Source organism: Blautia sp. BCRC 81119, from assembly GCF_003184505.1.
In the GTDB taxonomy this organism is placed as follows: Bacteria; Bacillota; Clostridia; order Lachnospirales; family Lachnospiraceae; genus Blautia_A; species Blautia_A fusiformis.
This window is the reverse complement of record NZ_QJHD01000009.1, coordinates 90,233-115,441: the sequence shown is the minus strand read 5'-3', so window position 1 is coordinate 115,441 and position 25,209 is coordinate 90,233. Positions and strand designations below refer to the sequence as shown.

Sequence of the window (25,209 nt, the reverse complement as noted above, 5' to 3'; positions counted from 1 at the left end):
GGAGATCACAGAATGAAATATATAAAATTTCAGGATAAAAATGGAAGCTTTTCCATAGAAAATCCGGAGAATTACAGCGGTTTATATATACCTCTGGCCGGAGAAAACGGATTGAAATCCGCGATCACCCCTTCTCTGGGAGGAGACAGCAAACTGGATCAGAATCATTTTCTGCTGGAACCGGTAAGCATTGAGAATCTTCATAATAATCGAAACACCAGAAATTTCTGGTGCAAGATAAAAGGAAAAGGTTACTGGTCAGCATGCGGAGTTTCGGCAGAACAGGAATTTCAGAAATATACTGATAAACAGGATAAAAGCAGCCTGGAAGCCGGATTTATGTGGCAGAAGCTGCACAGAACTTCTGAGAAATACGGACTTCAGTCAGAGATTTTGTCTTTTGTGACAGTGAAAGGTGATGCGGAGGTCCATCTTGTAAAGATTACCAATATTGAAGAGGAAGAACAGGAGATCACACCGGTTGCTGTAATACCTGTATATGGAAGAAGTGCAGACAATCTCAGAGATCACAGGCATGTGACTTCCCTTTTGCACAGGATAAGAACAACGGAGTACGGTGTTGAAGTAAAACCGGTGCTTTCTTTTGATGAAAGAGGTCATCAGAAGAATAATACTGCATATTTTGTATATGGATCTGAAGGCGAGGGAACGGAACCGGAAAGCTTTTATCCTGATGTGGAAATGTTTATCGGAGAAGGCGGTTCTTTCCTGATTCCGGAGGTGGTCAGAGAAGAGAAAAAAGGTGTTCCGGCAGGGACAGAAATTGAAGGAAAGGAAGCTGTCGGTGGTATTCGTTTTGCATCCAGGGTTCTGAGACCACATGAAACAGCTGTATATGTTGTGACAGCGGGAATATCTGAAAAAAATCAGCTGCCGGAGGAGACTGCACGGTTTTACAGAACTGAAAAACAGGTTGCAAGAGAATTTGAACATGTAAAAAAACACTGGACAGAAAAAGTGAATGTTTCTTTTGAGACAGGTGATGAGGACAGAGATAATTATCTGAAATGGATCTGTTTCCAGCCGATATTAAGAAGAATTTACGGTTGTTCATTCCTACCGTATCATGATTATGGAAAAGGTGGAAGAGGCTGGCGTGATCTCTGGCAGGACTGTCTGGCACTTCTGATCATGGAGCCTTCTGTTGTACGTCAGATGATCGTCGATAATTACGGTGGAGTACGCATCGATGGAACCAATGCCACGATCATCGGAAACAGACAGGGGGAATTTATCGCAGACCGCAACAACATTGCCCGCGTGTGGATGGATCATGCTTTCTGGCCATTTGTGACAACGAAGCTTTATATGGATCAGACCGGGGATATGAATGTCCTTTTTGAGAAGATTCCATATTTCAAGGATCTTCAGACAAAAAGAGGAACTGCGCATGATGAAAAATGGAGCAGTGCCTATGGAGAAAATCAGAAAACAGAATCCGGTGAGGTTTATTACGGAACGGTTCTGGAACACATTTTGCTGGAAAATCTCTGTGCTTTTTATGATGTAGGAGAGCACAACGAGATGAAACTTCACGGGGCAGACTGGAACGATGCCATGGATATGGCATGGGAAAATGGTGAGAGTGTGGCATTTACCTGTGCATATGCTGGAAATATGAAGAACATCGCAGAATATCTGAGAAAACTTCAGGAAAAGGAAATGTTTGACAGGATTGAAGTTGCGGAAGAAATGGAAATCCTGTTTACCGGAGACCGTGAGCTTTATGAAAGCCCGGAGAAAAAGCAGCAGCTTCTGAGACAGTACACAGAAAAATGTGCACATGATATCAGCGGAAATACTATTGTGATCCGTCTGGACCAGCTTAGCCGGAATCTGGATGAAAAGGCAGATTGGATGATGGAAAACATCCGCAGAAGAGAATGGGTAAAAGACGGAGAAAACGGCTGGTTCAACGGATATTATGATGATCATAAACGTCCTGTGGAAAGGGCAGAAAACAGCCAGGTACGTATGATGCTTACCAGTCAGGTATTTGCGATCATGAGTAAAACCGCACAGAAAGATCAGATTGAGTCTATCTGTAAAAGTGCGGATAAATATCTTTTTGACCGTCAGGCAGGAGGATATCGCCTGAATACCAATTTCCATGAAGAAAAATTTGATCTGGGAAGAATGTTCGGGTTTGCTTATGGAGAAAAGGAAAACGGAGCGGTATTTTCCCATATGGCTGTTATGTATGGCAATGCACTGTATAAAAACGGCTATGCAAAAGAAGGATATAAAGTTCTGGAAACGCTTCTGGACGCTGCCATGGATTTTGAGAACAGCAGGATGTATCCTGGAATTCCGGAATATTTTGATAATCAGGGAAGAGGATTGTATGCATATCTTACCGGTGCTGCAAGCTGGTATATGCTGACTATGATCACAGAGGTATTTGGCGTCAGAGGAGATCTTGGAGATCTGGTGATCGCGCCGGCACTGATGCCGAAGCAGTATAATGAGAATGGACAGGCATCTCTTACTATGGAATTTGCCGGAAGAAAGCTGGAGATCTGTATCTGCAATCCGGAGAAAAAACTTCCTTCAGAATATAAAATAAAAACAGTATGGTGCGATGAAAAGGAAATGAAAAACAAACAGAGTACCTGTGTACGTATAGATCGGGAACTGCTCGAAAAGCTTTCTGTAAAAGAAACACACAGGATCAAAGTGGAACTGATGTAACCGAAATCGGTTATACATAATTGTTAAATTACAGAAACAGAAGTATCAATAGGAAAACGGCATCCCACAGTTGTAAAAAGCTGCGGGATGTCGTTTTTGATGCTGATAAAAAATATCAGCCATAATAATAAGGATGTTTACCACATGGATTTGTAATATTTGTCACGGTACTTCTTTGGGGTAAGGCCGGTGAAGTTTTCAAAGATCTGGATAAAATGACTCTGTGAAGAGAAATTCAGATAATTGGCGATATCAACGACTGCTTTATCAGAGTATCGGAGCAGGTGAGTGGCTTTTTCGATTTTTTTTTCGCGGATGTAATCACTTATGGATACTCCAAGATTCTGTTTGAATACTCTGGACAGATAACTGGGAGAGAGTCCGGTATGTTCTGACAGATCCTGAATGGTGATACGCTCCTTAATGTGACCGTAAATATAGTCCACGCATTGCATGACCGGTCTGGAAAGAATAGAGCTTTTTTTCTGGAGGATCATTTTTCCGGTAAAATCTCTGGCCATAATATGATGCAGATCTGCAATCTGGCGTACAGTGGTGCAGGAATCCATTTTCAGAATGTAAAAATCGCTGAGACGATATGCCTGTTCAGGCTCCAGTCCACCGTCAATACAGTAACGGGTGAGCATGGCAGTAGTGACAACGAAATGATACTTCAGGTTGATCAGAGGATTTTTGGAGAGGATACCGGTTCCCTTCAGATGAAGAAAAGAGTCTTCCTCGCAGTTTTTGTTTACAGCTTCCATATCACCGGCTCTTACGGCATTGTAAAAAGAATATTCCACAGAGGGAGAGCGATGAAGAGCTTCCAGTTCTGTATCTTCCAGTTCATTAGTAATCCAGTCTTGGGAAATGGACATATTGATATCCTCCTTATATGTTGATGTTTAAGGAATGTATTGGTTTCTTATATTATGACATGAATCTGACATTTTGTTAAGATTAATAATATAATCGCAGATAAAAAAATGGTATACTTTTATCATCAAAGGTAAAGCATCGGGGATGCTACAGAAAAAGGAGGATTTATACTATGAAAAAAAGAGCGGTATCTATGATCCTTGCAGCAGCAATGGTTTGTGGAATGATGGCAGCAAATGTAAGCTGTGTATCTGCAAAAGGATCGGATGAGGGAAAAGTGATCAATATTTATTCCTGGAATGATGAGTTCCGTCAGAGACTGGAAGCTGTTTATCCGGAAGTAGAGTCCACTTCCAAAGATGGTACAGTTACAAAACTGAAAGATGGTACAGAGATCCACTGGATCGTAAATCCGAACCAGGATGGCGTATATCAGCAGAAACTGGATGAGGCACTTCTCAACCAGGCTGATGCAAGTGCAGATGATAAGGTAGACATATTCCTTTCTGAGACAGATTATGTATTCAAATATACAGACAAAGATGCAGATGTTGCAATGCCTCTTACTGATCTTGGCATTGATCCGGACAAGGATCTTGCAGATCAGTATGATTTCACGAAAACAACAGCTTCTGATGCGGATGGAGTACAGAGAGGCGCCACATGGCAGTGCTGCCCGGGTGTCCTTGTATATCGTCGTGACATTGCGAAAGATGTTTTCGGTACTGATGACCCGAAAGAAGTTGGCGAGAAGATGAAAGACTGGAATACAGCTAAAGAAACAGCAGCTCAGCTGAAAGAAAAAGGATATTATACATTTGCTTCTTATGCAGACACTTTTCGTTTATATGGAAACAGCATTGAGAATCCGTGGGTAGAGTCCGGTGATTCTGTGATCAAAGTAGATTCAAAGATCATGGACTGGGTAAAAGATTCCAAAGAGTGGCTGGATGCAGGTTATCTTAACAAAACTGTAAAAGGTCAGTGGAACGATGACTGGAACAAGGCAATGAGTTCTGAGTCCAAGGTATTCGCATTCCTCTTCCCGGCATGGGGTATCGACTTTACTCTGAAACCAAACTGGGATGGAGCAGAAGGTGACTGGGCTGTTACAAATCCTCCGCAGGAATACAACTGGGGTGGTTCTTACATTCAGGCTGCAACAGGAACAGATGATCCGGAACATGTCAAAGATATTATTCTGGCAATGACGGGAAATAAGGATAATCTTCTTAAGATTTCCAAAGAATACTCTGATTTTACAAATACAAAATCCGGTATGAAAGATGCAGCTACAAATGCAGATTTCGCATCTGATTTCCTTGGTGGACAGAACCCGTTTGAGTATTTTGCACCGGTTGCAGAGAATATCAAGATCGCACCGCTTTCCGCATATGACCAGGGTTGTGTAGAGCTGATCCAGAACGCTTTCAGTGATTACTTCCAGGGTAAAGTAGACTTTGACAAAGCAAAAGCCAACTTTGAGACAGCTATTCAGGAGCGTTATCCGGAGATCACAGAGATCCAGTGGCCGGAATAAATACCACATGAGGATAATTGTTGATGCTGCAGGATCTTTGGATCCTGCAGTTTGCTGGAAAGGAAGAGCATTATGAAGAAAAAGAGCGTTAATTACGGAAAATGGGGATACATATTTATTCTTCCGTTTTTTGTGATCTATTTTATCTTTTCGCTGATTCCGCTGTTTGATACAGTGAGATACAGCTTTTTTGAATATTTCCGTTCTGGAATCAAGCAGATTGGTCCTAATTTTGTAGGACTTGCCAATTATGTCAGTCTTCTGCATTCTGACATGCTGAAATACGGACTGAATACACTGATCCTTTGGGTGATCGGATTTGTTCCGCAGATCGTTGTTGCACTGGTGCTTGCATGCTGGTTTACTGATGCCAGGTTGAAGCTTCATGGCAAGCAGTTTTTTAAGGTTGTAATTTATCTGCCGAACCTGATCATGGCATCAGCATTTGCACTTCTGTTTTTTACCATGTTTTCCACAAACGGACCTGTAAACTCCATTTTGTGTTCACTGGGCTGGATAAAGGAACCGATTGATTTTCTGGGCTCTGTTCTGGGAACAAGATCATTGGTAGGTTTCATGAATTTCCTGATGTGGTTCGGAAACACGACCATCATGCTGATGGCAGCAGTAATGGGAATCAGTATGGATATTTTTGAAGCATCGGATCTGGACGGATGCAACAGCATTCAGCGTTTCGTCTATATTACGCTTCCACTGATTCGTCCGATTCTTTCCTATACTCTGATCACTTCCATCATCGGTGGCCTTCAGATGTTTGATGTACCGCAGATCCTCACAAACGGACAGGGTAATCCGGACAGAACATCCATGACACTGATTATGTTCCTGAACAGCCATCTGAAGAGCAAGAATTATGGTATGGCCGGAGCATTGTCTGTATACCTGTTTATTATCAGTGCAATCCTCTGCTTCTTTGTATATCGTATGACTAACGACAATGATCCGGACGGATCTAAGAAAGCAGCGAAAAAGAGAGCAAGAGCAGAAAGGAGAAAAACAAAATGATGAAAGATAAGACAGCCAGCAGGATCAGAAGTATCGTGGCACATGTGGTACTTATTATTCTTTCCTTTATGTGTCTCTTTTTCTTTTATGTACTGATCGTGAATGCGTCTCATTCTCATGCAGAGCTTCAGAAGGGATTTTCTGCTCTTCCTGGAAAATATTTCTGGAAAAACCTGATGAATGTTGCAAATGACGGAAGCTTTCCGATGTTCAGGGGAATTCTTAACAGTATTATCGTGTCCGGATGCAGTGCAGTATTATGTACATATTTTTCCTCACTGACAGCATATGGTCTTTATGCCTATGATTTCAAGGCAAGGAATGTAGCGTTTACATTTATCATGGCGATCCTCGTCATGCCGACACAGGTAACTGCAATGGGCTTCCTTCGTCTGATCACAAAGATGGGATTATATGATTCCCTGCTTCCGTTGATCATTCCGTCTGTTGCGTCACCAGCCGTATTCTATTTTATGTACAGCTATCTGCAGTCCTCACTGCCGATGTCACTGGTAGAAGCAGCCAGAATTGACGGCTCCGGAGAATTCCGTACTTTCAACAGTATTGTCCTGCCAATCATGAAGCCGGCAATCGCTGTACAGGCGATTTTTACATTTGTAGGCTCCTGGAACAATTATTTCGTTCCTGCTCTGGTTATCCAGTCTAAAAGCAAGATGACTGTTCCAATCCTGATTGCAACACTTCGTGGAGCAGATTATATGAATTTTGATATGGGTAAGATTTACATGATGATCACAGTTGCCATTGTGCCGATCATTATCGTATATCTCCTTCTTTCCAAGTTTATCATCGCAGGAGTGACACTTGGAGGCGTAAAAGAATAACAAAAGGTAGCAGGTAAGATATGACAGTTAAGAAATGGAAACACAGCGGAACAAAGAAACACAGCATGTCAGACCGTGAAATACGAAACGGTCTTCTTTCGGAAAAAGCAGCAGAGGAGGGTATTGTACTGCTGAAAAATGATAAAAAAATACTCCCTCTGAATATTTCCACGAAAATAGGTTTATACGGCGCCGGTGCGGGAAAGACAGTGAAAGGCGGAACAGGTTCCGGTGATGTGAATAACAGAAGTAACATTTCTATTTATCAGGGACTGAAAGAAAACGGTATTCAGGTCGTAAGCGAGAAATGGCTGGCCAATTATGAGTCAATATACGCAGAAGCACGCCGGGCATGGAAAGAAAAAATACTGGAAGAAGCAAAGTTTGTGGAAAATCCTTTTGATGCCTATGCGGAAAATCCCTTTGCAATGCCGGAAGGCCGTGCAGTCACAGCAGAAGATACTGTCGATGCCCAGACAGCAATCTATGTGGTAAGCAGGATTTCCGGTGAGGGAAAGGATAGGCGCAGGGTCGAGGGAGATTATTATCTGAGCAGACGGGAGCGGGAGGATATCCGGTTCCTTGATGCACAGAAGATTCCTACAGTACTTATCCTGAATTCCGGCGGTCCGGTAGAACTGACAGATATTCTGGAAGAAACAGAAAATATCTGTGCTGTCCTGAATATTTCCCAGCTTGGACAAAGAGGCGGACTTGCCCTCGCCAATGTCCTTCTGGGAAAGGTAACTCCAGGCGGCAAGCTGACTGCAACATGGGCCAGAAGGTATGAGGATTATCCGTGTGCAGAGGAATACAGCTATCTCAATGGCAAGCTTGAAAGAGAAGAGTACAAGGAAGGAATTTATACAGGATATCGTTATTTTGATACTTTTGGTGTAAAACCGCTGTTTCCGTTTGGATATGGACTTTCTTACACAGAAATGCAGATACGTTTCCATGGGATGAAAACATCAGGGGATGGCGTTGAAGTTGAAGCAGAGGTAACGAATACAGGAGAAACTTTTTCGGGAAAAGAGGTCGTGCAGGTCTATGTGTCTCTTCCACAGGATGAATTAGGGAAGGAATACCGTCGACTGGCTGGCTTTGCAAAAACAAAACTTCTGAAGCCGGGGGAAAAAGAACTGCTGAAAATCAGGATCGACAGAAAGACACTGGCATATTTTTCCGAAGAGCAGCATGCCTGGATTGCTGAAAAAGGTTATTATGCTGTCTGGGTCGGAAACAGCATTGCATCGCTTACGCTGGTTGCAATGCTTGAAGTGCCGGAGAGTGTGATCCTGGATAAAACGAATATCCTTGAGAATCAGACTGATATTACTGAAGAAGTTTATGACCGCCAGAATCTTTCTGCCAGAACTCTGAAATGGAAAGAGAAGGCAGAGAATGAGAAGATTGGAAGATATATCTATTATCCTGAACCAGAGAAGAGAACAGAATGCACCTGCCAACCGGAAAATAAGATTCCTGCAAAGGATCTGCTCCCGCTGTTTTATGGGAATATTGCTGGAATCTCCAGTAATCTGGGGGCGGCAGGAATCCGTGTTCCTGGCTCTGCCGGTGAGACCACGGCTGCTCTTTATGAGCAATATGGCGTTTCCCCACTGATCATGGCCGATGGGCCGGCAGGACTGAGACTTCAGCAGAATTATGAAGTAGACAGAGAAACAGACACAGTATATGGAATCGGTGTCCTTGGATCTCTGGAAAATGGATACCTGAGAACAGATGAGACTCACGAAAACGCAGACAGATATTATCAGTTCTGTACGGCATTTCCGGTTGGAACTGCACTGGCTCAGACCTGGGATACTGCCCTTGTGGAAAAAGTTGGAATAGCAGTGGCAGAAGAAATGGAAGAATTCCACATAGATCTCTGGCTAGCACCTGGTCTTAATATTCAGAGAAACCCTCTGTGCGGCAGAAATTTTGAGTATTATTCCGAAGATCCGCTGCTTTCCGGAACTATGGCAGCAGCCATGACAAAAGGAGTGCAGAGCAGACCTGGCTGCGGTGTTACCGTTAAGCATTTTGCCTGCAACAATCAGGAAGATAATCGTATGGGCGTAGATGCACAGGTATCAGAACGTGCCCTGAGGGAAATTTACCTGCGTGGTTTTGAGATTGCAGTTAAAGAAAGCAGACCAGTGGCAATCATGTCTTCCTATAATTTACTGAATGGTGTCCATGCTGCAAACAGTGTTGATCTCTGTACAGCCATTGCCCGAAAAGAATGGGGATTTGACGGTGTGATCATGTCAGACTGGAATACAACGGTTCCGGAAGATGGAAGTATTCCGTGGAAATGCGTGACAGCAGGAAATGATATTATCATGCCTGGTAATGCAGACGACGCAGAAAATATCCGAAAAGCTTTTGAAGACGGAAAGCTTTCGGAAGAAGTTGTCAGAATGTGTGCGGGACGTATTCTGAACCTGATACACACACTGACAGCAGAATAAAAAAAATTATATAGTAGTGAAAAACTTGCCTGAATTCAATTTTCGATTTATCATTGGATTCAGGCATATTTTTTGCAGATGTCGCGCAAGGCAACCCGTTTTAGGCGGAGGATCCTGCAGGCAGTTTTTTATATGCCGTGAAAAGGAGAATACCATGAATATAAAACGAGCAAAGCAGGAGATCAGAGATTCCATAGAAGCATATCTTTTAAAGGACGAATTCGGTGAGTACCGGATCCCGGCAATCCGACAGAGACCGATCCTTCTTATGGGCCCTCCGGGAATCGGAAAGACACAGATTATGGAACAGATAGCAAGGGAATGCGGGATTGCTCTTGTTTCCTATACCATTACCCACCACACCAGGCAGAGTGCTGTGGGACTTCCTTTTATTGTAAAAAAGAATTATGGTGAGGAAGAATTTTCTGTCACGGAATATACCATGAGTGAGATCATTTCGTCCGTTTACGACAAAATGGAAAAAACAGGTCTGAAAGAAGGCATCCTGTTCATTGATGAGATCAACTGCGTATCTGAAACACTAGCGCCGATGATGCTGCAGTTCCTTCAGGGAAAAACCTTCGGAAACCAGAAGGTGCCGGAAGGCTGGGTAATCGTCACAGCAGGCAACCCGCCAGAATATAACAAATCCGTCCGGGAATTCGATGTGGTCACTCTGGACCGTATCAAGAAGATCGATGTGGAGGCAGACTTTGATGTATGGAAGGAATACGCCTATCAGCAGGGAATTCATCCGGCGGTGATCTCCTATCTGGAGCTTCGCAGAAAAAATTTCTACAGGGTGGAGAATACCGTAGACGGAAAGATCTTTGCCACAGCCAGAGGCTGGGAGGATCTTTCCCGTCTGATCCAGGTTTATGAGATCCTTGGAAAAACCGTAGACCGTGAGGTGGTCAGCCAGTACATTCAGCACAGGATGATCGCGAAGGATTTTGCCAGCTATCTGGCTCTCTATTATAAATACAGAACGGATTATAAAGTGGAGGACATCCTGAAAGGAAAGTGGGATCCCATTACTCTGGGCAAGATCCGTACAGCCTCCCTGGACGAGCATCTGAGCATTGTAAGCCTTCTCAACGGAAAGCTCAGCGAGCTTTTTACAGAATGCTATCTTACCGATGCCTACCTCACGAAACTGTATGATTATATGGTGTACTTCAGAGAAGATCAGGACAGCCTCACAGCAAAAAATCTCATGGAAAAAGCAGAGGCGGATTTTGAAAAGGACAAAAAGAGTGAGCTTCTTACAAAACAGCAGGAGCGTATACAGAAACGTGTTGTGTCATTCTTTGAAAATGCGTCCGGATTGAAATCAACCTCGGGATCAATTGGATCGGAATCAATCGGATCAGATAAAACCGGATCAGGTTCAGAGCTGGCAGGAGGCGGAAGTGCCGCAGCAGAATCGGAAATTCCATCATCAAACAGGAACTATGAGTTTGTGAAAGTCCTCTTCGAATCCGAAACCGAAGCCTACGAAAACCGAACCGACGAAATATCTCTTACTCTTCAGAACGTCTTCGACTTCATGGAAGCTGCTTTTGGGGACAGCCAGGAAATGGTGGCATTTATCACAGAACTGAATGCCAACTATTATAGTCTCTGGTTCATTCGGGAGAACGGTTCTGACCAGTATTACAGGCATAATAAAGGTCTTCTTTTTGACGACCGCCAGAAAATGCTTCTGGGCCAGATGGAGGAAGTGGAAAACATTCTCAATAATGGAATAAAATAATATGTCTTACCAATTTATTATTTACTATTGATTAAATTGGGGAATTATCGTATAATATTTACTATAAAAGTCCGGAAAATAGAGAGGGCAAATAGTCAAAATGCACAGACTGGCTGAATGGCTGCAGAGCGATCATTTGGTGCAGAACTGCATGATGACTGAGAATGGTAAATATCCACTTGTCTATATTCCGGGATTTTTATGTAAAGGAAGGCAACACAATAATAAAGGAAGGCGGCCGAAACGGACGACATGTTTACAAAGATTACAGAAGAACGAGCATTTGACGGAATATTAGCGCAGATCATAGAAAATATCCGGCGGGGAGAACTGAAGCCGGGGGACACTTTACCTGCGGAACGTGTTATGGCAGAATCACTGGGAGTTTCCAGACCTGCTGTCCGTGAAGTCCTGCGGGCACTGGAGCTGATGGGAATTGTCACAACGGTCCGCGGCGGAGCCAACTATATTACCGAGAATATGGATCAGTGGCTTTCTGCACCACTGGCCCTTCTTTTTCAGCTGAATAACAGCCATGTACAGCAGGTACAGGAACTTCGTTCTGCGCTGGAGCAGGAGGCTGCGCTTCTTGCAGCCGGGAATTGTACGGAGAAGGATGCATTAGATCTGCGTTCCATCCTGGCACAGCTGGAGAGCTCAGAGGACGAGAAAGCCCGTGCAGGTCTTGATAAGAAGCTTCATACGAAGATTGGCAGGATCGCAGGGAATCCTATGATCTACAATGTCCTGGATGCGGCAGCGCAGCTGACTGAGGAGATCATTTCCGGCACCCGAGCCTATATTATGCAGAAACATAATTCCGCTCTGGAGGTGGATGAGCAGCACAGAAGGCTGGTGGAAGCCATTATTTCCGGAGACCGGAACCAGGCGGAGAAGCTGATGCGCGAACATATGGAAACCATTGAGAAATATATACTGGAGATTGCGCAGCAGCAGGGGGAGAACAGCCTTGTATTTCATCGCTGATCCACCTGAAAAAATTAAATAAAATTTCAGTAAAAATCCCGTTAATCTGGTAAGACCACTATTGATTTTGGTAAGACCGCGTGCTATAATAGGGACTGTATTGGTAATACCAAAAAAGTTTGATATTATGGCAGCATCCTGAAGGCTTCATGACGAGACAGCATAAGATGAGACAGCGTAAGTTGGGACAGCATGAGACTAGACAGCGTAAGGTAAGATAGCATGAGGCAGGACAGCATAAGACGAGACAGCACAGGATGAAGGTTACTGTACCCCTGCAGTATCATATAAAATATGCAGCAGGCCACAGCGTGGGCGGTAACCTGCCGGAAATATCAGGAGAAAGGACTTGCGATTATGGGATATGTAAAATGGAGTTATGACACACTGAACCATTTCTGCGGAGATGTTTTTAAAGCGTTTGGCTTTTCTGAGGAAGAAGGAAGCATCATTAAAGATGTTCTTCTGACTGCTGATCTGTATGGGATCGAGAGCCACGGAATGCAGAGAATGGTTCGTTACCATAAAGGAATCGAGAAGGGGACTATTCATCCCCAGGCGAAACCGGAAGTTGTTTTTGAGACACCGATTTCTGCTGTGATAGACGGACATAACGGAATGGGTCAGCTGATCAGCCATTTTGCCATGGAAAAGGCAATTGAGAAGGCAAAGACAACTGGTGTGGGAATCGTAAGTGTACGAAATTCCAACCATTTCGGTATTGCAGGATATTATGCGAACATGGCCTGCCATGAAGGCCTTCTTGGAATGGCATGTACCAACTCCGAGGCGATCATGGTACCGACTTTTGGAAGAAAGGCTATGTTGGGCTCCAACCCGATCGCAGTCGCTATGCCTGCAGACCCGTATCCGTTTTTCTTTGACTGTTCCACAACAGTTGTAACCAGAGGTAAACTGGAAATGTATAATAAGATGGGCAAGCCTCTTCCGGATGGCTGGGCACTTGACAAAAACGGTCATGCCAGCAATAATGCACCGGATGTACTTGCAAACATCGTAGCCAAGAAGGGCGGCGGAATCATGCCTCTTGGTGGAAACGAGGAAGTCAGCGGAAGCCATAAGGGATATGGCTATGGAATGCTCTGTGAGCTGTTCAGCTCTATTCTTTCCATGGGCGTTACCTCCGACAAATGCTGTACATTCCCGGACAAGACCGGTATCTGCCATGGATTTATGGCGATCAACCCGGCGGCATTCGGAGATCCGGATGCGATCCGCAAGCATTTTTCAGAATATCTTGAGGCGCTTCGGGAGAGTCCGAAGGCAGACGGTCAGGACAGGATCTATACACACGGCGAGAAAGAGGTAGCTGCTGAAAAAGACAGAAAAGAGAATGGCATTCCGGTCAACGACAATACCATGGTAGAGCTTGCTGATCTCTGCAGTTATCTGAAGCTTGATTTTGGCTCTTATTTTGAAGGCTATGAGCTTCCGAAGGACAGTAAATTCTTCAATGGTAATTATTAATTCAGGTAATCCTTTTGAAATGAAATATATCATAATTATCCAAGGAGGAAAAGAAAATGGATTATGCAAAAGAGTCATTAAGACTGCACGGAGATTGGAAAGGTAAGATCGAGGTTGTTACAAGAGTGCCGGTTGAGAATAAAGACGACCTTTCTCTTGCATATACACCAGGTGTAGCTCAGCCTTGCCTTGAGATCCAGAAAGATATCAATAAATCCTACGAGCTTACAAGAAGATGGAATATGTGTCTTGTTGTAACAGACGGTTCCGCAGTTCTTGGTCTTGGTGACATCGGACCGGAAGCCGGTATGCCTGTAATGGAAGGTAAATGTGTACTTTTCAAAGCATTCGGCGATGTAGACGCATTCCCGCTTTGCATTAAGAGCCATGATGTAGACGAGATCGTAAATACTATTTACATGATCTCCGGATCCTTCGGTGGTGTTAACCTTGAGGATATCTCCGCTCCGAGATGCTTTGAGATCGAGAAAAAACTGAAAGAGAAATGTGATATTCCGATCTTCCACGATGATCAGCACGGAACTGCAGTCATCACACTTGCAGGTCTGACAAACGCTCTGAAGGTTGTCGGAAAGAAGAAAGAGGATGTTCGTATCGTTATGAACGGTGCAGGTGCAGCTGCTATCTCTATCTGCAGACTTCTTCTGAAAGCAGGCTTCAAGGATGTTACACTCTGCGATAGAAAGGGTGCCATCTATGAGGGACGTACAGAAGGAATGAACCCGGTTAAGGAAGAGATGAGCAAGCTCACAAACCTTCAGAAGAAACAGGGATCTCTTGCAGAGATGCTGGTTGGCGCGGATGTATTTATCGGTGTTTCCGCTCCTGGAGCAGTTACAACAGAGATGGTTAAGACCATGAACAAAGATGCCATCATCTTCGCATGCGCAAACCCGACACCGGAGATCTTCCCGGATGACGCAAAAGCAGGCGGAGCAAAGGTTATCTCCACAGGAAGAAGTGACTTCCCGAACCAGATCAACAACGTTCTTGCATTCCCTGGAATCTTCCGTGGTGCATTTGATGTAAGAGCAAGTGATATCAACGATGAGATGAAGATCGCAGCTTCCAAGGCTCTTGCAGATCTGATCACAGATGAGGAGCTTTCTCCGGAGTATATCATTCCGAAGGCATTCGACAAGAGAGTCGGACCGGCTGTCGCAAAAGCAGTAGCAGAGGCAGCAAAAGCAACAGGCGTAGCACGTATCTGATCTTAAACGCCTGATACGAACCAAAACAGCCCTTCATTAAGAAGAATATATCAGACACCCGTACTCCGTAACCCGGTACGGGTGTCTTTTTGTTTCCCAGCAGGTGGTATTACCCTTTGACAAATGTCTTCGCAGTGAGTACAATAGCAAAAGAATATGATAGGAGGTTAAGCACAGCATGAAACCATGGGAAGCTAATATACGAAAAGTAGTGCCGTATACTCCTGGCGAGCAGCCAAATGAGAGCGGCATGATCAAACTGAATACAAACGAGAATCCATATTCACCGGCTCCGGGTGTGGAGAAGGCGCTGAAGGCCCTTGATGCCGATACCCTGAGACTTTATCCGGATCCGACAGCAGGAGACTTGGTACACAGTATTGCCGCGTTCTACGGCCTGAAGGACGAGCAGGTATTTACAGGCGTTGGTTCCGATGACGTACTGGCTATGTGTTTTCTCACATTTTTTAATTCAGAGAAACCGATCCTGTTCCCGGACATTACTTATTCTTTCTATGATGTATGGGCAGATCTTTTAAGGATCCCATATGAGCGCCCGGCATTAGATGAGGAGTTCCATATCCGTAAGGAAGATTATTTCCGTGAAAACGGCGGAATCGTATTCCCTAATCCCAATGCACCGACCGGCGTGGAAATGCCTCTTTCCGAGATCGAGGAGATCGTGGCAAAGAATCCGGAGAGTATCGTGATCGTAGATGAGGCGTACGTGGATTTCGGAGCAGCATCCGCACTGCCGCTGATCGAAAAATATGATAATCTGCTTGTTGTGCAGACCTTCTCCAAGTCCAGATCCCTAGCAGGAATGCGTATCGGATATGCCTTCGGAAATCCGGAGCTGATCAAATATCTCAATGATGTGAAATATTCCTTTAACTCCTATACCATGGATCGTACTACCATCGCGGCTGGTGTGGCATCTATGGAGGATAAGGCATATTTTGAGGAATGCTGCCATAAGATCATTACAACAAGAGAGTGGACAAAGGCAGAGCTCAGGAAGCTTGGATTTTCCTTTCAGGATTCCAGATCCAACTTTATCTTTGCCACACATGAGAGCTGTCCGGCCAAAGAGCTTTTCGCAGCACTGAGGGAGAAACATATCTATGTAAGATATTTCCCGAAGGACAGGATCGACAATCATCTCCGTATCACCATCGGTACCGATGAGGAGATGAAAAAGCTGGTAGAATTCCTGACGGAATATCTGCAGAAATAACAGTTAAGGAGGTACTATGGAAGTACTGGTACAATGGTTTTCACACCACCTTGCACAGTTTATCTCTCCCGAGGGAGCTGTGTTCATCATTTCTATGATCCCGATACTGGAGCTTCGCGGCGGCCTTCTGGCAGCTTCTTTGCTGAAGATATCGGCTGCGAAGGCACTGCCGATCTGTATCGTGGGAAATATTATTCCGATTCCGTTTATCTTGCTTTTTATCCGGCAGATCTTTAAATGGATGAAAAAAACAAAGACGTTCAGAGGTCTGATCACAAAGCTGGAAAACAGAGCTATGGGAAAGAGTGACCAGATCAAGAGATATGAATTTCTGGGACTTTTGCTGTTTGTGGGAATCCCTCTTCCGGGCACAGGAGCCTGGACAGGTGCACTGATCGCCTCTCTTCTTGAGGTGGATATCAAAAAATCCTCCATTGCGATCCTGTGCGGACTTTTTATGGCAAGTGCCATTATGTATATTGTTTCTTATGGAATTGTAGGAAATGTAGTGCATTGATCGATCGCAGAGAAGGAATGTCTTTTTGATCGAGATCGGATTGAAAATAAAGAAATCCCTTACCGGATCTGTAAAATGATATGTGTTCTGTATTCCGGAAACATATCAGAGATCGGTAAGGGATTTCTTTATGTGTTTTTACATATCAGGCAGAGGTATACCGAGAAGATCCTTACATAAATCTGCGCTTCAGCATGTCCGCGTTTAAAGCGTATTTCAGAGCTGTATCCCTGGTGATACGGCCTTTTTTATATAATTCCAGAAGGCTCTGGTCCATAGAACGCATCTGCTCCTGACCGGATGTGGAGATCACGCCTTCGATCTGATGTACTTTATTGTCGCGGATCATATTGCGGATGGCAGGAGTCAGGCGCATGATCTCGAAAACAGGAATGCTGCGTCCGTCCACATCCGGGATCAGCTGCTGGGAGATCACAGCCTGAAGGACCATGGAAAGCTGGAGGGCGATCTGATGCTGCTGGGATGGTTCAAACACGTCCATGATGCGTTCGATGGTGTTGGCTGCTCCCAGAGTATGCAGGCTGGAAAGGACAAGATGACCGGTTTCCGCAGCGGTCATGGCAGTCTGGATGGTTTCATGATCACGCATCTCTCCAAGAAGGATCACATCCGGGCTCTGGCGTAGTGTGGCACGAAGAGAAGTTAGATAGCTTTCGGTGTCGGTACAGATCTCGCGCTGGCTGACGATACAGCGATCATGGCGGTGGAGATATTCCAGAGGATCCTCCAGAGTGATGATGTGGCCTTCCCGGGTATGGTTGATCCGGTCGATCAGACAGGCCATGGTGGTGGATTTACCGCTTCCAGCAGAACCGGTAACAAGGACCATGCCACGGGTATATTCGGAGATGTTCATCACATCCTCGGGAATGGAAAGCTCTGCAGGATCCGGCAGCCGGAAGGCGATCACGCGGATCACGGCAGCCAGGGAACCACGCTGCTTGTAGGCATTGACACGAAATCTAGAAACACCGGGAATGGAAAAAGAAAAGTCATCATCACCGGTTTCCATAAGACGGGATATATCGCGGTTTTCCGCAAGGCCGTAAATGGTGCGGAGTAAATTTTCTGTCTGATCAGGCATCAGCCTGTCACCACGGTCCAAAAGATGACCGTCGATCTTTTCTGCCAGGGGGCGGCCTGCGATGATAAAGATATCAGAGACACGCCGGTTGGCAGCTTCTGCTAAAAATTCAGGAATAGGGGTATCCATAGGTTTATTCTCCTTTAAATACATTCTGGTGGTTGTCAGGTTGCCAGGATCCGGTAAGCTCTGTGTTCCATTGCAGGATCTGATAAGCGGAAGAGCTTTTTTTCTGCGGGTAAAAAATCTCAAGCACTACAGAAAGCTGTTGTGTCTCGGAAATTCCAACGGAGAAGGAAAGGGTGTGACTGTGGGAATCCCAGCTGAGATCGTTCCTTGTGTCCGCAAGCTTTTGTATCATGGAAAAATATCTGGTCTCATCGGAAGCTTTTTCCCTGTATTGCTCCAGATCATCACGGATTTCTGAAACGGTTTCCGTGGCGCTTGCGCAGCCGGTGTAATAATTTTCGGTCTGTTCCATAGAATGTCTGGCTGTGTTAAGACTGGATCTGGAGCTTCCAAGAGTAAGCAGAGCAAGTACACAGAGACACAGCACAGAGAAGATAAGAAACAAGGAAGGAATGCCGACAGTTACAAAAAACGTATGCTTCTGTTTCAATGTACAGCCTCCCTTCTGTAGTCATCAACAGGAAAACGCAGGGTGATCCGGTAAAGCTCACTGCCGTTGGAAAGCTGCCGGAAAGAAAGCTCGCCGGATTTTTCTGAAGAAGAAATATCTGTTTCCAGGATCATTTCACAGGCGGCTTCTCCGGAAGAGCAGCTCTGCCAGTTACGGTCATAATACCAGATCAGGTTGGTGTTCTTTTTGATGCCCCCCGGAAGCAGGGAGAGGAACTGTTCATCGGTTCCGTCAGTGCCTTCCAGTATCTCGCCCACTGAGGTTGTGAGAGCCTGGATCTGGTTCCACTGTTCTGCCTGGAGCCGGTTTTTTCGTGCTGCCGCGAAGATCTGGATGCAGGCAGCTGAGGAAAGTGACAGAAACAAAAGGGCAAGGATCATTTCCATCAGAAAAAGGCTGGTACCGGAATTATGTCTTGATTCTTTCATGATGCCTCCTTTTTGCCAGTGCGATGAAGCAGGAATTCCGAGCGGACTCCCGTGGTACTTTCCAGGGAAAAGTGGTAAAAACCATTTTCCATTTCCGAAAACCGGAAATCGGAAAGCTGTGAGATGACGGTTCCTGCATCGGAACTGGCCTGAGAGCCTTTTGCAGTGAAAAGCTCCATCAGACTGTCATTCTTCAGGTAAATATACGTGATATATTCTTTTCCTTTGATATCGTCCCGGAAACAAAGGGCAGGAATATCATCCAGGGAACCGGAAAAGATCTCATCGCCGCGGTCGTGCTGCCGGAATTTGGTAGTCAGATAAGTTGCTGCGGTCCCAAGCTCGGAATCGGAGTCAGTCTGTTTCACAGTCTGCTGGTAAATTCGGGCGGAAAATAGCAGCATCAGTATAAGGAACAGAACAAAAACACCGAAAAGAAGAAGCGAAAAAAGAGAAGAAACGGAATGTCCGGTGTTCTTCCGGTGATTCATGAGGCATTCCCTCCTTTCGCACTGCCGGACAGAGCGATCACGCTGATAGACGGCAGGAGATTGGAACCGTTAGGAACATACTCTACTACGAATTTAGTTTTGTCATAAGTGATATGATAATCCAAGAGAAGCTGGGACAGGCTTTCGGGATATGTGCCTGTGAGGGCATAGGTACGGATGGCACCGTTTTTCAGTGCTTGTTCCAGAGCATCCTGTTCTTTGTGTACGGCCTGGTCGGATGTGCTGCTGACACCTGCCACAAACAAGGTGCAGGATAAAACCAGAAGCAGCGCCGGAAAGAGAAGAAAAAATGCTCTGAGAAATTTTGTTCTGCGGCTTTCAAAAAGTTCCATGCGGTCACCACCTTACATTGCAAAATCTGAGAGGATCCCCAGAAGCGGCATCATGACGGATAAAAGGACCAGCCCCACAAGAAGAGACAGCAGGATCACGATGGTAGGCTCCACAATGGAGACTGCCTGTGAGATCAGATCTATGGATCTTTCGGTGTACTGCCGGGAAAGCCTGCGGAAGGTTTCGTCACTGGAACCGGAATAGAAGGATATCGTGATGAGACGGCCTTCCATGCCGCCGAACAGACCGGATTCTGTAAGAGCCCTGGAAAAAGTTTCTCCGCTATCCAGGATAGAGGAAGCCTTCCGGAGTCTTTCGAGTATCACCGGCTGTGAGATCAGATCCTTTGTAAGCTCCAGGCTGGTTTCCGGGGAAAGTCCGCTCCGAAGCCCCAGGGAAAGGCCCTGGGTCAGACGACTGTAATCCATGGCAACCGGGATCTCACGGAAAAACGGGAGATGGATGACTATTTTTCGCAGCTGGCTGTGACCATTTTCCGTAAGACTGAAAAACAGGATGCAGCCAATGAGGGCTACGGCGAGGATCAGAAAAACAGAGGAATACCGGCTGATCACGTTGCCTGCATTCAGAAGTCCCCGGGAAACCCCGTTCATTTCCATTCCCATCTGGTTAAATACCTGTTGAAATACCGGCAGGACTTTTATCAGAAGGACCAGGATCACAACAGCCATCATGCCAAGCATGAGCAGCGGGTAAGTGACTGCAGACCGTATCTGTCCTGAGATTTCTTCCTCCTGTTCATAGCGGGAACTGAGACTTTCCATGATCTCATCCAGGCAGCCGGTTTCCTCACCGGTCCGGACATAGGCGGTCATGGATGTGGGAAAGATACCGGATTCGTCAAGAGCCCGGGAAAGAGAACCGTTTTCTTCCACGGAACGGATCAGGGGTGTGAGGATCTGCCGGTCTGCATCGGTCTTGCTTTCGTCACAGAGGATGTGAAGTCCTTCAGCTGTGGATATGCCGGAATGCAGAAGCATTCCCATCTGCCCGCAGAAACTGGATAATTCCCGGGCTGTCAGTTTGTTTTTCATAATAAGGTCTCCTTTAGTAGGTCAGCGCGTGAACTGTACCGTATAATTGCTTTCATCACCGATATATTCCTGGATCGCTTCATCACCATCACTGTTGGCGTCAAAGGTGGGATCCATCAGCTTCCAGGTGTCTCCGTCAAAAGATACTGCCTTTGTCACCCAGCCTCTGCCACGGATATAAACATCGATCCATGCATGCTTTACATCACCGGAATAGCCAATCTGAAGCTTGCAGGGAATGTCCTGGCTGCGGAGCATTGCAGTAGTCAGTGCAGCGTAATCAAAACAGATCCCCGTGCCGGTGCTTAAAGTATCATCTACATCAGGAAGATAACCGGCTTCGACAGAATCAGCTTTGTCATAATCGTAGGAAATATGACTGGTAACATATGTATAGAAGGTTTTCAGGATGTCGATATCGGTCATGTCTTCTTTGACAAGAGAGGCTGCCAGTTTGCAGGCTTCACTTTTGGAAGAAAAGTCCACGTACTGGTTTGGATACAGAAACGGAAGAAATTCATTCTGAAGCTTTATTGTGAGCGTTTCCGTGTAAAGGGCGGCATACTGGTTTCCATCAATCTGCTGATAGCAGGTGATGAGATACTCACCGGAGCCTTCGGAAAAAGGAAGTACCGTCTGTTCATCAGGTTCCAGAAAATAGGAATAGACCACACCGGAGGGAGCAGTAAGCTGAATGTTCATGCGGGAATCATCGGAATCGGATTCTGCAGTCAGATACCCCTGATCCTGATTGGAAATATCCAGGATCAGAGGGGAACTGCCCAGTGTTTTTTTGCCGGGGGCCTCCGGGGTGAGGACTCTGGCCGGAGAATATACCGGAGGTTCTTCATCGGAGGAAGGAGAATTTCCACAGCCTGCCAGCAGGATTCCGAAAAGCAGCCATACAAAAAAGAGACGGACTGGTAAAAATTTTGACATTGTTTCCGTTCTCCTGTTATATCATGCTTTCTTTTTGAACAGTATAGCAGATTCCGTGAAAAAAAGACAGGAGTAGGGCTCAAAATGCAGTGGAAAATGTTGACATTTCAGGGAAAAAAACATATACTATGCATATAAAGGCAAACCTGTTGAAAGACAGGGACGCAAAGCCATGGGTCTAAGGTCCGAAGGATGACTATGACAGCCGGTTGCCGCATTAAATTCCGATTTAATGACGTATTCAGATAACATCTATGAACAAGAATCTGTGTGTTAATGCGGCCGTTTATTTCGTTAGAATAAGCGGCTTTTTTGATGCCTAAAATCCGGTTTAGGTTGGAAACTGAAACGTCGGCTTTCAGAAAGGTGTGAATGATATGAAAAGAACAGATATCCATAAAATTTTTACAGGCAGGAAAAAAGCTTTAGCAGGATGCCTTGCAGCTGTTATTGTACTGGCAGGTGGCTTTAATGTCTGGCAGTCGTCACAGGTTCCGGAATTTCCGGATTTTACAGATCCGGTAGTGGAGACTACCATCACAGAGGACGACACTCCACTTGCTTCAAAACCGAAGGTGACTACCAAAACGACTTCAAATACCAAGACAACCAGAAAAAAAGTTAGGCTGAAAAAAGCGGCGACCAAGACTTATACCAAGAAGCTTCCGACTACCAATAAGAAGAGTACGACCACAAAGAAAACAAACAGAAATACAACCGTAAAAACATTAAAGACAGTTAAGACTGCAACAACACAGAAATACACAAAGAAATCAAAAACAGCCGTTCAGACACGGAAAGTAACTACAATCATTCAGACGACCACAACAGTCATGGCGGCTTCAGCTACTGCCGGCAAAGCGAATGCAGCTTCCACAAAAAAAGTAGAAAGCATCAGCATGGACAGCAAATATTCAGTAAGCAATATTGCTTCCATTGCACCGAAGATGGACAGCAGGGTGCTCAAAGCCTACAAGAAGCTTGGATTTACTGTAACGATCGATCCGTCTGTTAACTACGGAGGCTGCTTTAACGCACATTCAAGAAGCATCATCCTTCGTTTTGAAAATGAGACAATCTACCATGAACTGGGACATTTCCTTGCTTTTGTTGCGGGAAACGTAGACAGAACAAGTGATTTTGCCGCAGTTTATAACAGCGAAAAATCCAAATTTACAGGTATCAACAGAAGCTATGCAACGCAGAACAGTTCAGAATATTTTGCAGAATCAGTGCTTGAGTATGTAACAAGTCCGTCAACACTTAAGAGACAGAGACCAAAAACGTATGCAGCGATCGTGGCGGCTTTGAATAAAATTACTGATGAACGTATCCAGAGGGTTATGGATATATACGGACCGTTCTGGAGCTAAAAAAGAAGCATACAGGAACGTTGGATCTGTCCGGGAAGAGATCTCCCGGGCAGATTTTTTTCTTTTTTGTGAGAAAAGTATAAAAAAAATGTCGATAAATATTTCTTGCAATAGACTCTATAAGGTGTGTATAATGAAACATAAGCTGAAAACATGCTTTCATTCAAAAAAAGTGCAGCCATGTCAGGTTGTATCTGATTCCATAAACAACAAATATATAATTTATCAGATTTAAGAATAGAGGATTTAATATGAGAGAAAAGTATGAATCATTATCTCTGGCGGTGCTGAAGGATCTGGCAAAGGCGAGAGGGATGAAGGGAATTTCTACTCTGAGAAAACCGGCACTGATCGAGCGGATGCTGGAGGAGGACGCCAAAGAGTCCGACAGAGGAAATCCCGAAGAAGTACACAAAAGTACACCGGCAGAAAATACTGTAAAAGAAAAAAGCTATGATTCGGAAAAAACAGAATATCGTACCCGTCCGGCAGGGGAAGGACTTCAGGAGCAGCGGAAGGAATATCGTAGTGATAAGAATGATCAGGAACACAGAAGCACAAATATCCGCAGAGAGTACAACCGTGAATATAACCGGGAAGCTACAAGGGAGAACGGGAATGTCCCGTCAGAATCCACCCAGCTGGACAGTGGTGAAAAGGCTAACGGGATCCTGGAGGTCCTTCCGGATGGATATGGCTTTATCCGATGTGAGAATTATATGCCGGGTGAGAACGACATTTATGTTTCTCCTTCCCAGATCCGCCGCTTTAATTTAAAGACAGGTGATATCATCCAGGGAAATATCCGCATCAAGACCCAGGGAGAGAAGTTCAGTGCCCTTCTCTACGTATCTTCCATTAACGGTTTCCATCCGAGTGAGGGACAGAGACGGTATAATTTTGAAGATATGACACCGATCTTTCCGAATGAGAGACTTGTCATGGAGCGTGCAGGCGGTACAACGGCCATGCGTATCGTGGATCTGATCAGTCCTATCGGAAAGGGCCAGCGAGGAATGATCGTATCTCCGCCAAAGGCAGGTAAGACAACCCTTCTGAAAGACGTTGCCAAGTCTATCCTCAGGAATAACAGAGATATGCATCTGATCATTCTTCTGATCGATGAGCGTCCTGAGGAGGTTACCGATATCAGAGAGGCGATCCAGGGACCGAATGTGGAAGTGATCTATTCTACATTTGATGAACTTCCGGAACATCATAAGAGAGTTTCCGAGATGGTTGTGGAGCGTGCGCGCCGTCTTGTAGAGCATAAACAGGATGTGATCATTCTTCTGGATTCGATCACACGACTTGCCAGAGCCTATAATCTGATCATCCCGCCAAGCGGAAGAACCTTATCCGGTGGTCTTGACCCGGCGGCTCTCCATATGCCCAAAAGATTTTTTGGTGCAGCCCGTAATATGCGCGAGGGCGGAAGCCTGACGATTCTGGCAACCGCACTTGTGGATACCGGAAGCAAGATGGATGATGTTATTTATGAGGAGTTCAAGGGAACCGGTAATATGGAACTTGTCCTGGATCGTAAATTACAGGAGAAACGGGTATTCCCGGCCATTGACATCCAGAAATCCGGAACCCGAAGAGAGGATCTGCTTCTCAGCAAGGATGAACAGGAAGCGGTTTATATTATGCGAAAAGCTCTCAACGGAATGAAAGCGGATGAGGCAGTAGAACAGATCCTGAATACCTTTGCCAGAACCAGGAACAATGCAGAACTGGTACAGACTGTAAAGAAACAGAAATTTTTATAAAGTCCTTGCATTTTAGGGAAAGCTATGTTATACTTAGCAAGCTGTTTAAAATGGAATTCGTCAATTGAATACGAATAATATTAAATATATAGAGAGGTGAAAATCATGAGAGAAGGAATCCATCCGAACTACTATCAGGCAACTGTAACCTGCAACTGCGGAAATACTTTCGTAACAGGTTCTACAAAAGAGGACATCCATGTTGAGATCTGTTCTAAATGCCATCCGTTCTACACAGGACAGCAGAAGGCTACACAGGCTCGTGGACGTATCGATAAGTTCAATAAGAAATACGGCCTGAATAAGTAATTATTACGAATACAGGAAATGAGAAGGTTGAGGTTGGGAAATCT

22 protein-coding genes and 1 riboswitch are annotated in these 25,209 nt (G+C 45.1%); of the genes, 14 read left to right on the top strand and 8 right to left on the bottom strand.

Features of this window, described 5'->3' with window-relative positions; genetic code table 11:
• The first annotated feature begins 12 nt into the window (after positions 1–12).
• Positions 13–2,712, top strand: a complete 2,700-nt coding sequence (locus tag DMI82_RS07510) for a GH36-type glycosyl hydrolase domain-containing protein (protein ID WP_110102968.1) — start codon at positions 13–15, stop codon at positions 2,710–2,712.
• 137 nt (positions 2,713–2,849) lie between these two features.
• Here the strand turns inward: DMI82_RS07510 and DMI82_RS07505 are convergent, their stop codons facing one another.
• The gene (locus DMI82_RS07505; protein WP_110102967.1) at positions 2,850–3,590 is read right to left on the bottom strand and encodes a helix-turn-helix domain-containing protein; all 741 of its coding nucleotides are present in this window, start codon (positions 3,588–3,590) and stop codon (positions 2,850–2,852) included.
• Between the two features lie 173 nt (positions 3,591–3,763).
• Between DMI82_RS07505 and DMI82_RS07500 the strand changes: the two genes are divergently transcribed.
• The 10 genes from DMI82_RS07500 to DMI82_RS07455 all read left to right on the top strand — a co-directional run bounded on the left by DMI82_RS07500 (position 3,764) and on the right by DMI82_RS07455 (position 16,699).
• Positions 3,764–5,131, top strand: coding sequence for an ABC transporter substrate-binding protein (locus DMI82_RS07500; protein WP_110102966.1), 1,368 nt, complete (start codon positions 3,764–3,766; stop codon positions 5,129–5,131).
• A 72-nt stretch (positions 5,132–5,203) separates the two neighbouring features.
• A complete protein-coding gene (locus DMI82_RS07495) occupies positions 5,204–6,157 on the top strand; it encodes a carbohydrate ABC transporter permease (RefSeq protein WP_110102965.1) in 954 nt (317 codons plus the stop codon).
• Entirely contained in the window at positions 6,157–7,002 is an 846-nt protein-coding gene (locus DMI82_RS07490; RefSeq protein WP_044961860.1) for a carbohydrate ABC transporter permease, read from the top strand. Before DMI82_RS07495 ends, DMI82_RS07490 begins: the two co-directional genes overlap by 1 nt.
• Positions 7,003–7,022: 20 nt before the next feature.
• Complete coding sequence (locus tag DMI82_RS07485) at positions 7,023–9,482, top strand: glycoside hydrolase family 3 protein (protein WP_110102964.1); 2,460 nt, start codon at positions 7,023–7,025, stop codon at positions 9,480–9,482.
• Positions 9,483–9,636: 154 nt separating this feature from the next.
• Entirely contained in the window at positions 9,637–11,238 is a 1,602-nt protein-coding gene (locus DMI82_RS07480) for an ATP-binding protein (protein WP_110102963.1), read from the top strand.
• A gap of 252 nt (positions 11,239–11,490) precedes the next feature.
• Positions 11,491–12,225, top strand: a complete 735-nt coding sequence (locus DMI82_RS07475) for a FadR/GntR family transcriptional regulator (RefSeq protein WP_015526167.1) — start codon at positions 11,491–11,493, stop codon at positions 12,223–12,225.
• A gap of 294 nt (positions 12,226–12,519) precedes the next feature.
• Positions 12,520–13,713: an Ldh family oxidoreductase gene (locus tag DMI82_RS07470; protein ID WP_015526166.1), complete on the top strand. Its 1,194-nt coding sequence runs from the start codon at positions 12,520–12,522 to the stop codon at positions 13,711–13,713.
• 56 nt (positions 13,714–13,769) lie between these two features.
• Positions 13,770–14,945 carry an NAD(P)-dependent malic enzyme gene (locus tag DMI82_RS07465; RefSeq protein ID WP_015526165.1) on the top strand — a complete coding sequence of 392 codons (1,176 nt, stop codon included), beginning with the start codon at positions 13,770–13,772 and terminating at the stop codon, positions 14,943–14,945.
• A gap of 178 nt (positions 14,946–15,123) precedes the next feature.
• The gene (hisC, locus tag DMI82_RS07460) at positions 15,124–16,182 is read left to right on the top strand and encodes a histidinol-phosphate transaminase (RefSeq protein WP_022426847.1); all 1,059 of its coding nucleotides are present in this window, start codon (positions 15,124–15,126) and stop codon (positions 16,180–16,182) included.
• Between the two features lie 16 nt (positions 16,183–16,198).
• Positions 16,199–16,699 carry a COG2426 family protein gene (locus tag DMI82_RS07455; RefSeq protein WP_059086725.1) on the top strand — a complete coding sequence of 167 codons (501 nt, stop codon included), beginning with the start codon at positions 16,199–16,201 and terminating at the stop codon, positions 16,697–16,699.
• 172 nt (positions 16,700–16,871) lie between these two features.
• On the opposite strand, the gene DMI82_RS07450 is transcribed toward DMI82_RS07455, so the two are convergent.
• The 7 genes from DMI82_RS07450 to DMI82_RS07420 are packed head-to-tail and all read right to left on the bottom strand — an operon-like array spanning position 16,872 to position 21,711.
• Positions 16,872–17,933, bottom strand: coding sequence for a type IV pilus twitching motility protein PilT (locus tag DMI82_RS07450; RefSeq protein WP_110102962.1), 1,062 nt, complete (start codon positions 17,931–17,933; stop codon positions 16,872–16,874).
• Between the two features lie 4 nt (positions 17,934–17,937).
• Positions 17,938–18,423 (bottom strand): hypothetical protein, encoded by a 486-nt coding sequence (locus tag DMI82_RS07445; RefSeq protein WP_110102961.1) that lies wholly within the window; start codon positions 18,421–18,423, stop codon positions 17,938–17,940.
• Complete coding sequence (locus DMI82_RS07440) at positions 18,420–18,872, bottom strand: hypothetical protein (RefSeq protein WP_110102960.1); 453 nt, start codon at positions 18,870–18,872, stop codon at positions 18,420–18,422. The genes DMI82_RS07445 and DMI82_RS07440 overlap by 4 nt, the downstream gene beginning before the upstream one ends.
• Positions 18,869–19,363: a DUF4860 domain-containing protein gene (locus DMI82_RS07435; protein ID WP_110102959.1), complete on the bottom strand. Its 495-nt coding sequence runs from the start codon at positions 19,361–19,363 to the stop codon at positions 18,869–18,871. Before DMI82_RS07435 ends, DMI82_RS07440 begins: the two co-directional genes overlap by 4 nt.
• The gene (locus tag DMI82_RS07430) at positions 19,360–19,716 is read right to left on the bottom strand and encodes a hypothetical protein (protein WP_022426852.1); all 357 of its coding nucleotides are present in this window, start codon (positions 19,714–19,716) and stop codon (positions 19,360–19,362) included. Before DMI82_RS07430 ends, DMI82_RS07435 begins: the two co-directional genes overlap by 4 nt.
• Before the next feature lie 12 nt (positions 19,717–19,728).
• Positions 19,729–20,772 (bottom strand): type II secretion system F family protein, encoded by a 1,044-nt coding sequence (locus DMI82_RS07425; protein WP_110102958.1) that lies wholly within the window; start codon positions 20,770–20,772, stop codon positions 19,729–19,731.
• Between the two features lie 21 nt (positions 20,773–20,793).
• Positions 20,794–21,711, bottom strand: coding sequence for a transglutaminase-like domain-containing protein (locus DMI82_RS07420; RefSeq protein WP_186582425.1), 918 nt, complete (start codon positions 21,709–21,711; stop codon positions 20,794–20,796).
• A 129-nt stretch (positions 21,712–21,840) separates the two neighbouring features.
• Positions 21,841–21,928: riboswitch (cyclic di-GMP riboswitch) on the top strand.
• Between the two features lie 160 nt (positions 21,929–22,088).
• Between DMI82_RS07420 and DMI82_RS20255 the strand changes: the two genes are divergently transcribed.
• The 3 genes from DMI82_RS20255 to rpmE all read left to right on the top strand — a co-directional run bounded on the left by DMI82_RS20255 (position 22,089) and on the right by rpmE (position 25,165).
• Positions 22,089–23,084, top strand: coding sequence for an anthrax toxin lethal factor-related metalloendopeptidase (locus DMI82_RS20255; protein ID WP_242981822.1), 996 nt, complete (start codon positions 22,089–22,091; stop codon positions 23,082–23,084).
• Between the two features lie 251 nt (positions 23,085–23,335).
• Positions 23,336–24,856: a transcription termination factor Rho gene (rho, locus tag DMI82_RS07405; RefSeq protein ID WP_110102957.1), complete on the top strand. Its 1,521-nt coding sequence runs from the start codon at positions 23,336–23,338 to the stop codon at positions 24,854–24,856.
• A gap of 105 nt (positions 24,857–24,961) precedes the next feature.
• A complete protein-coding gene (gene rpmE, locus DMI82_RS07400; RefSeq protein WP_015526151.1) occupies positions 24,962–25,165 on the top strand; it encodes a 50S ribosomal protein L31 in 204 nt (67 codons plus the stop codon).
• Positions 25,166–25,209 lie beyond the last annotated feature (44 nt).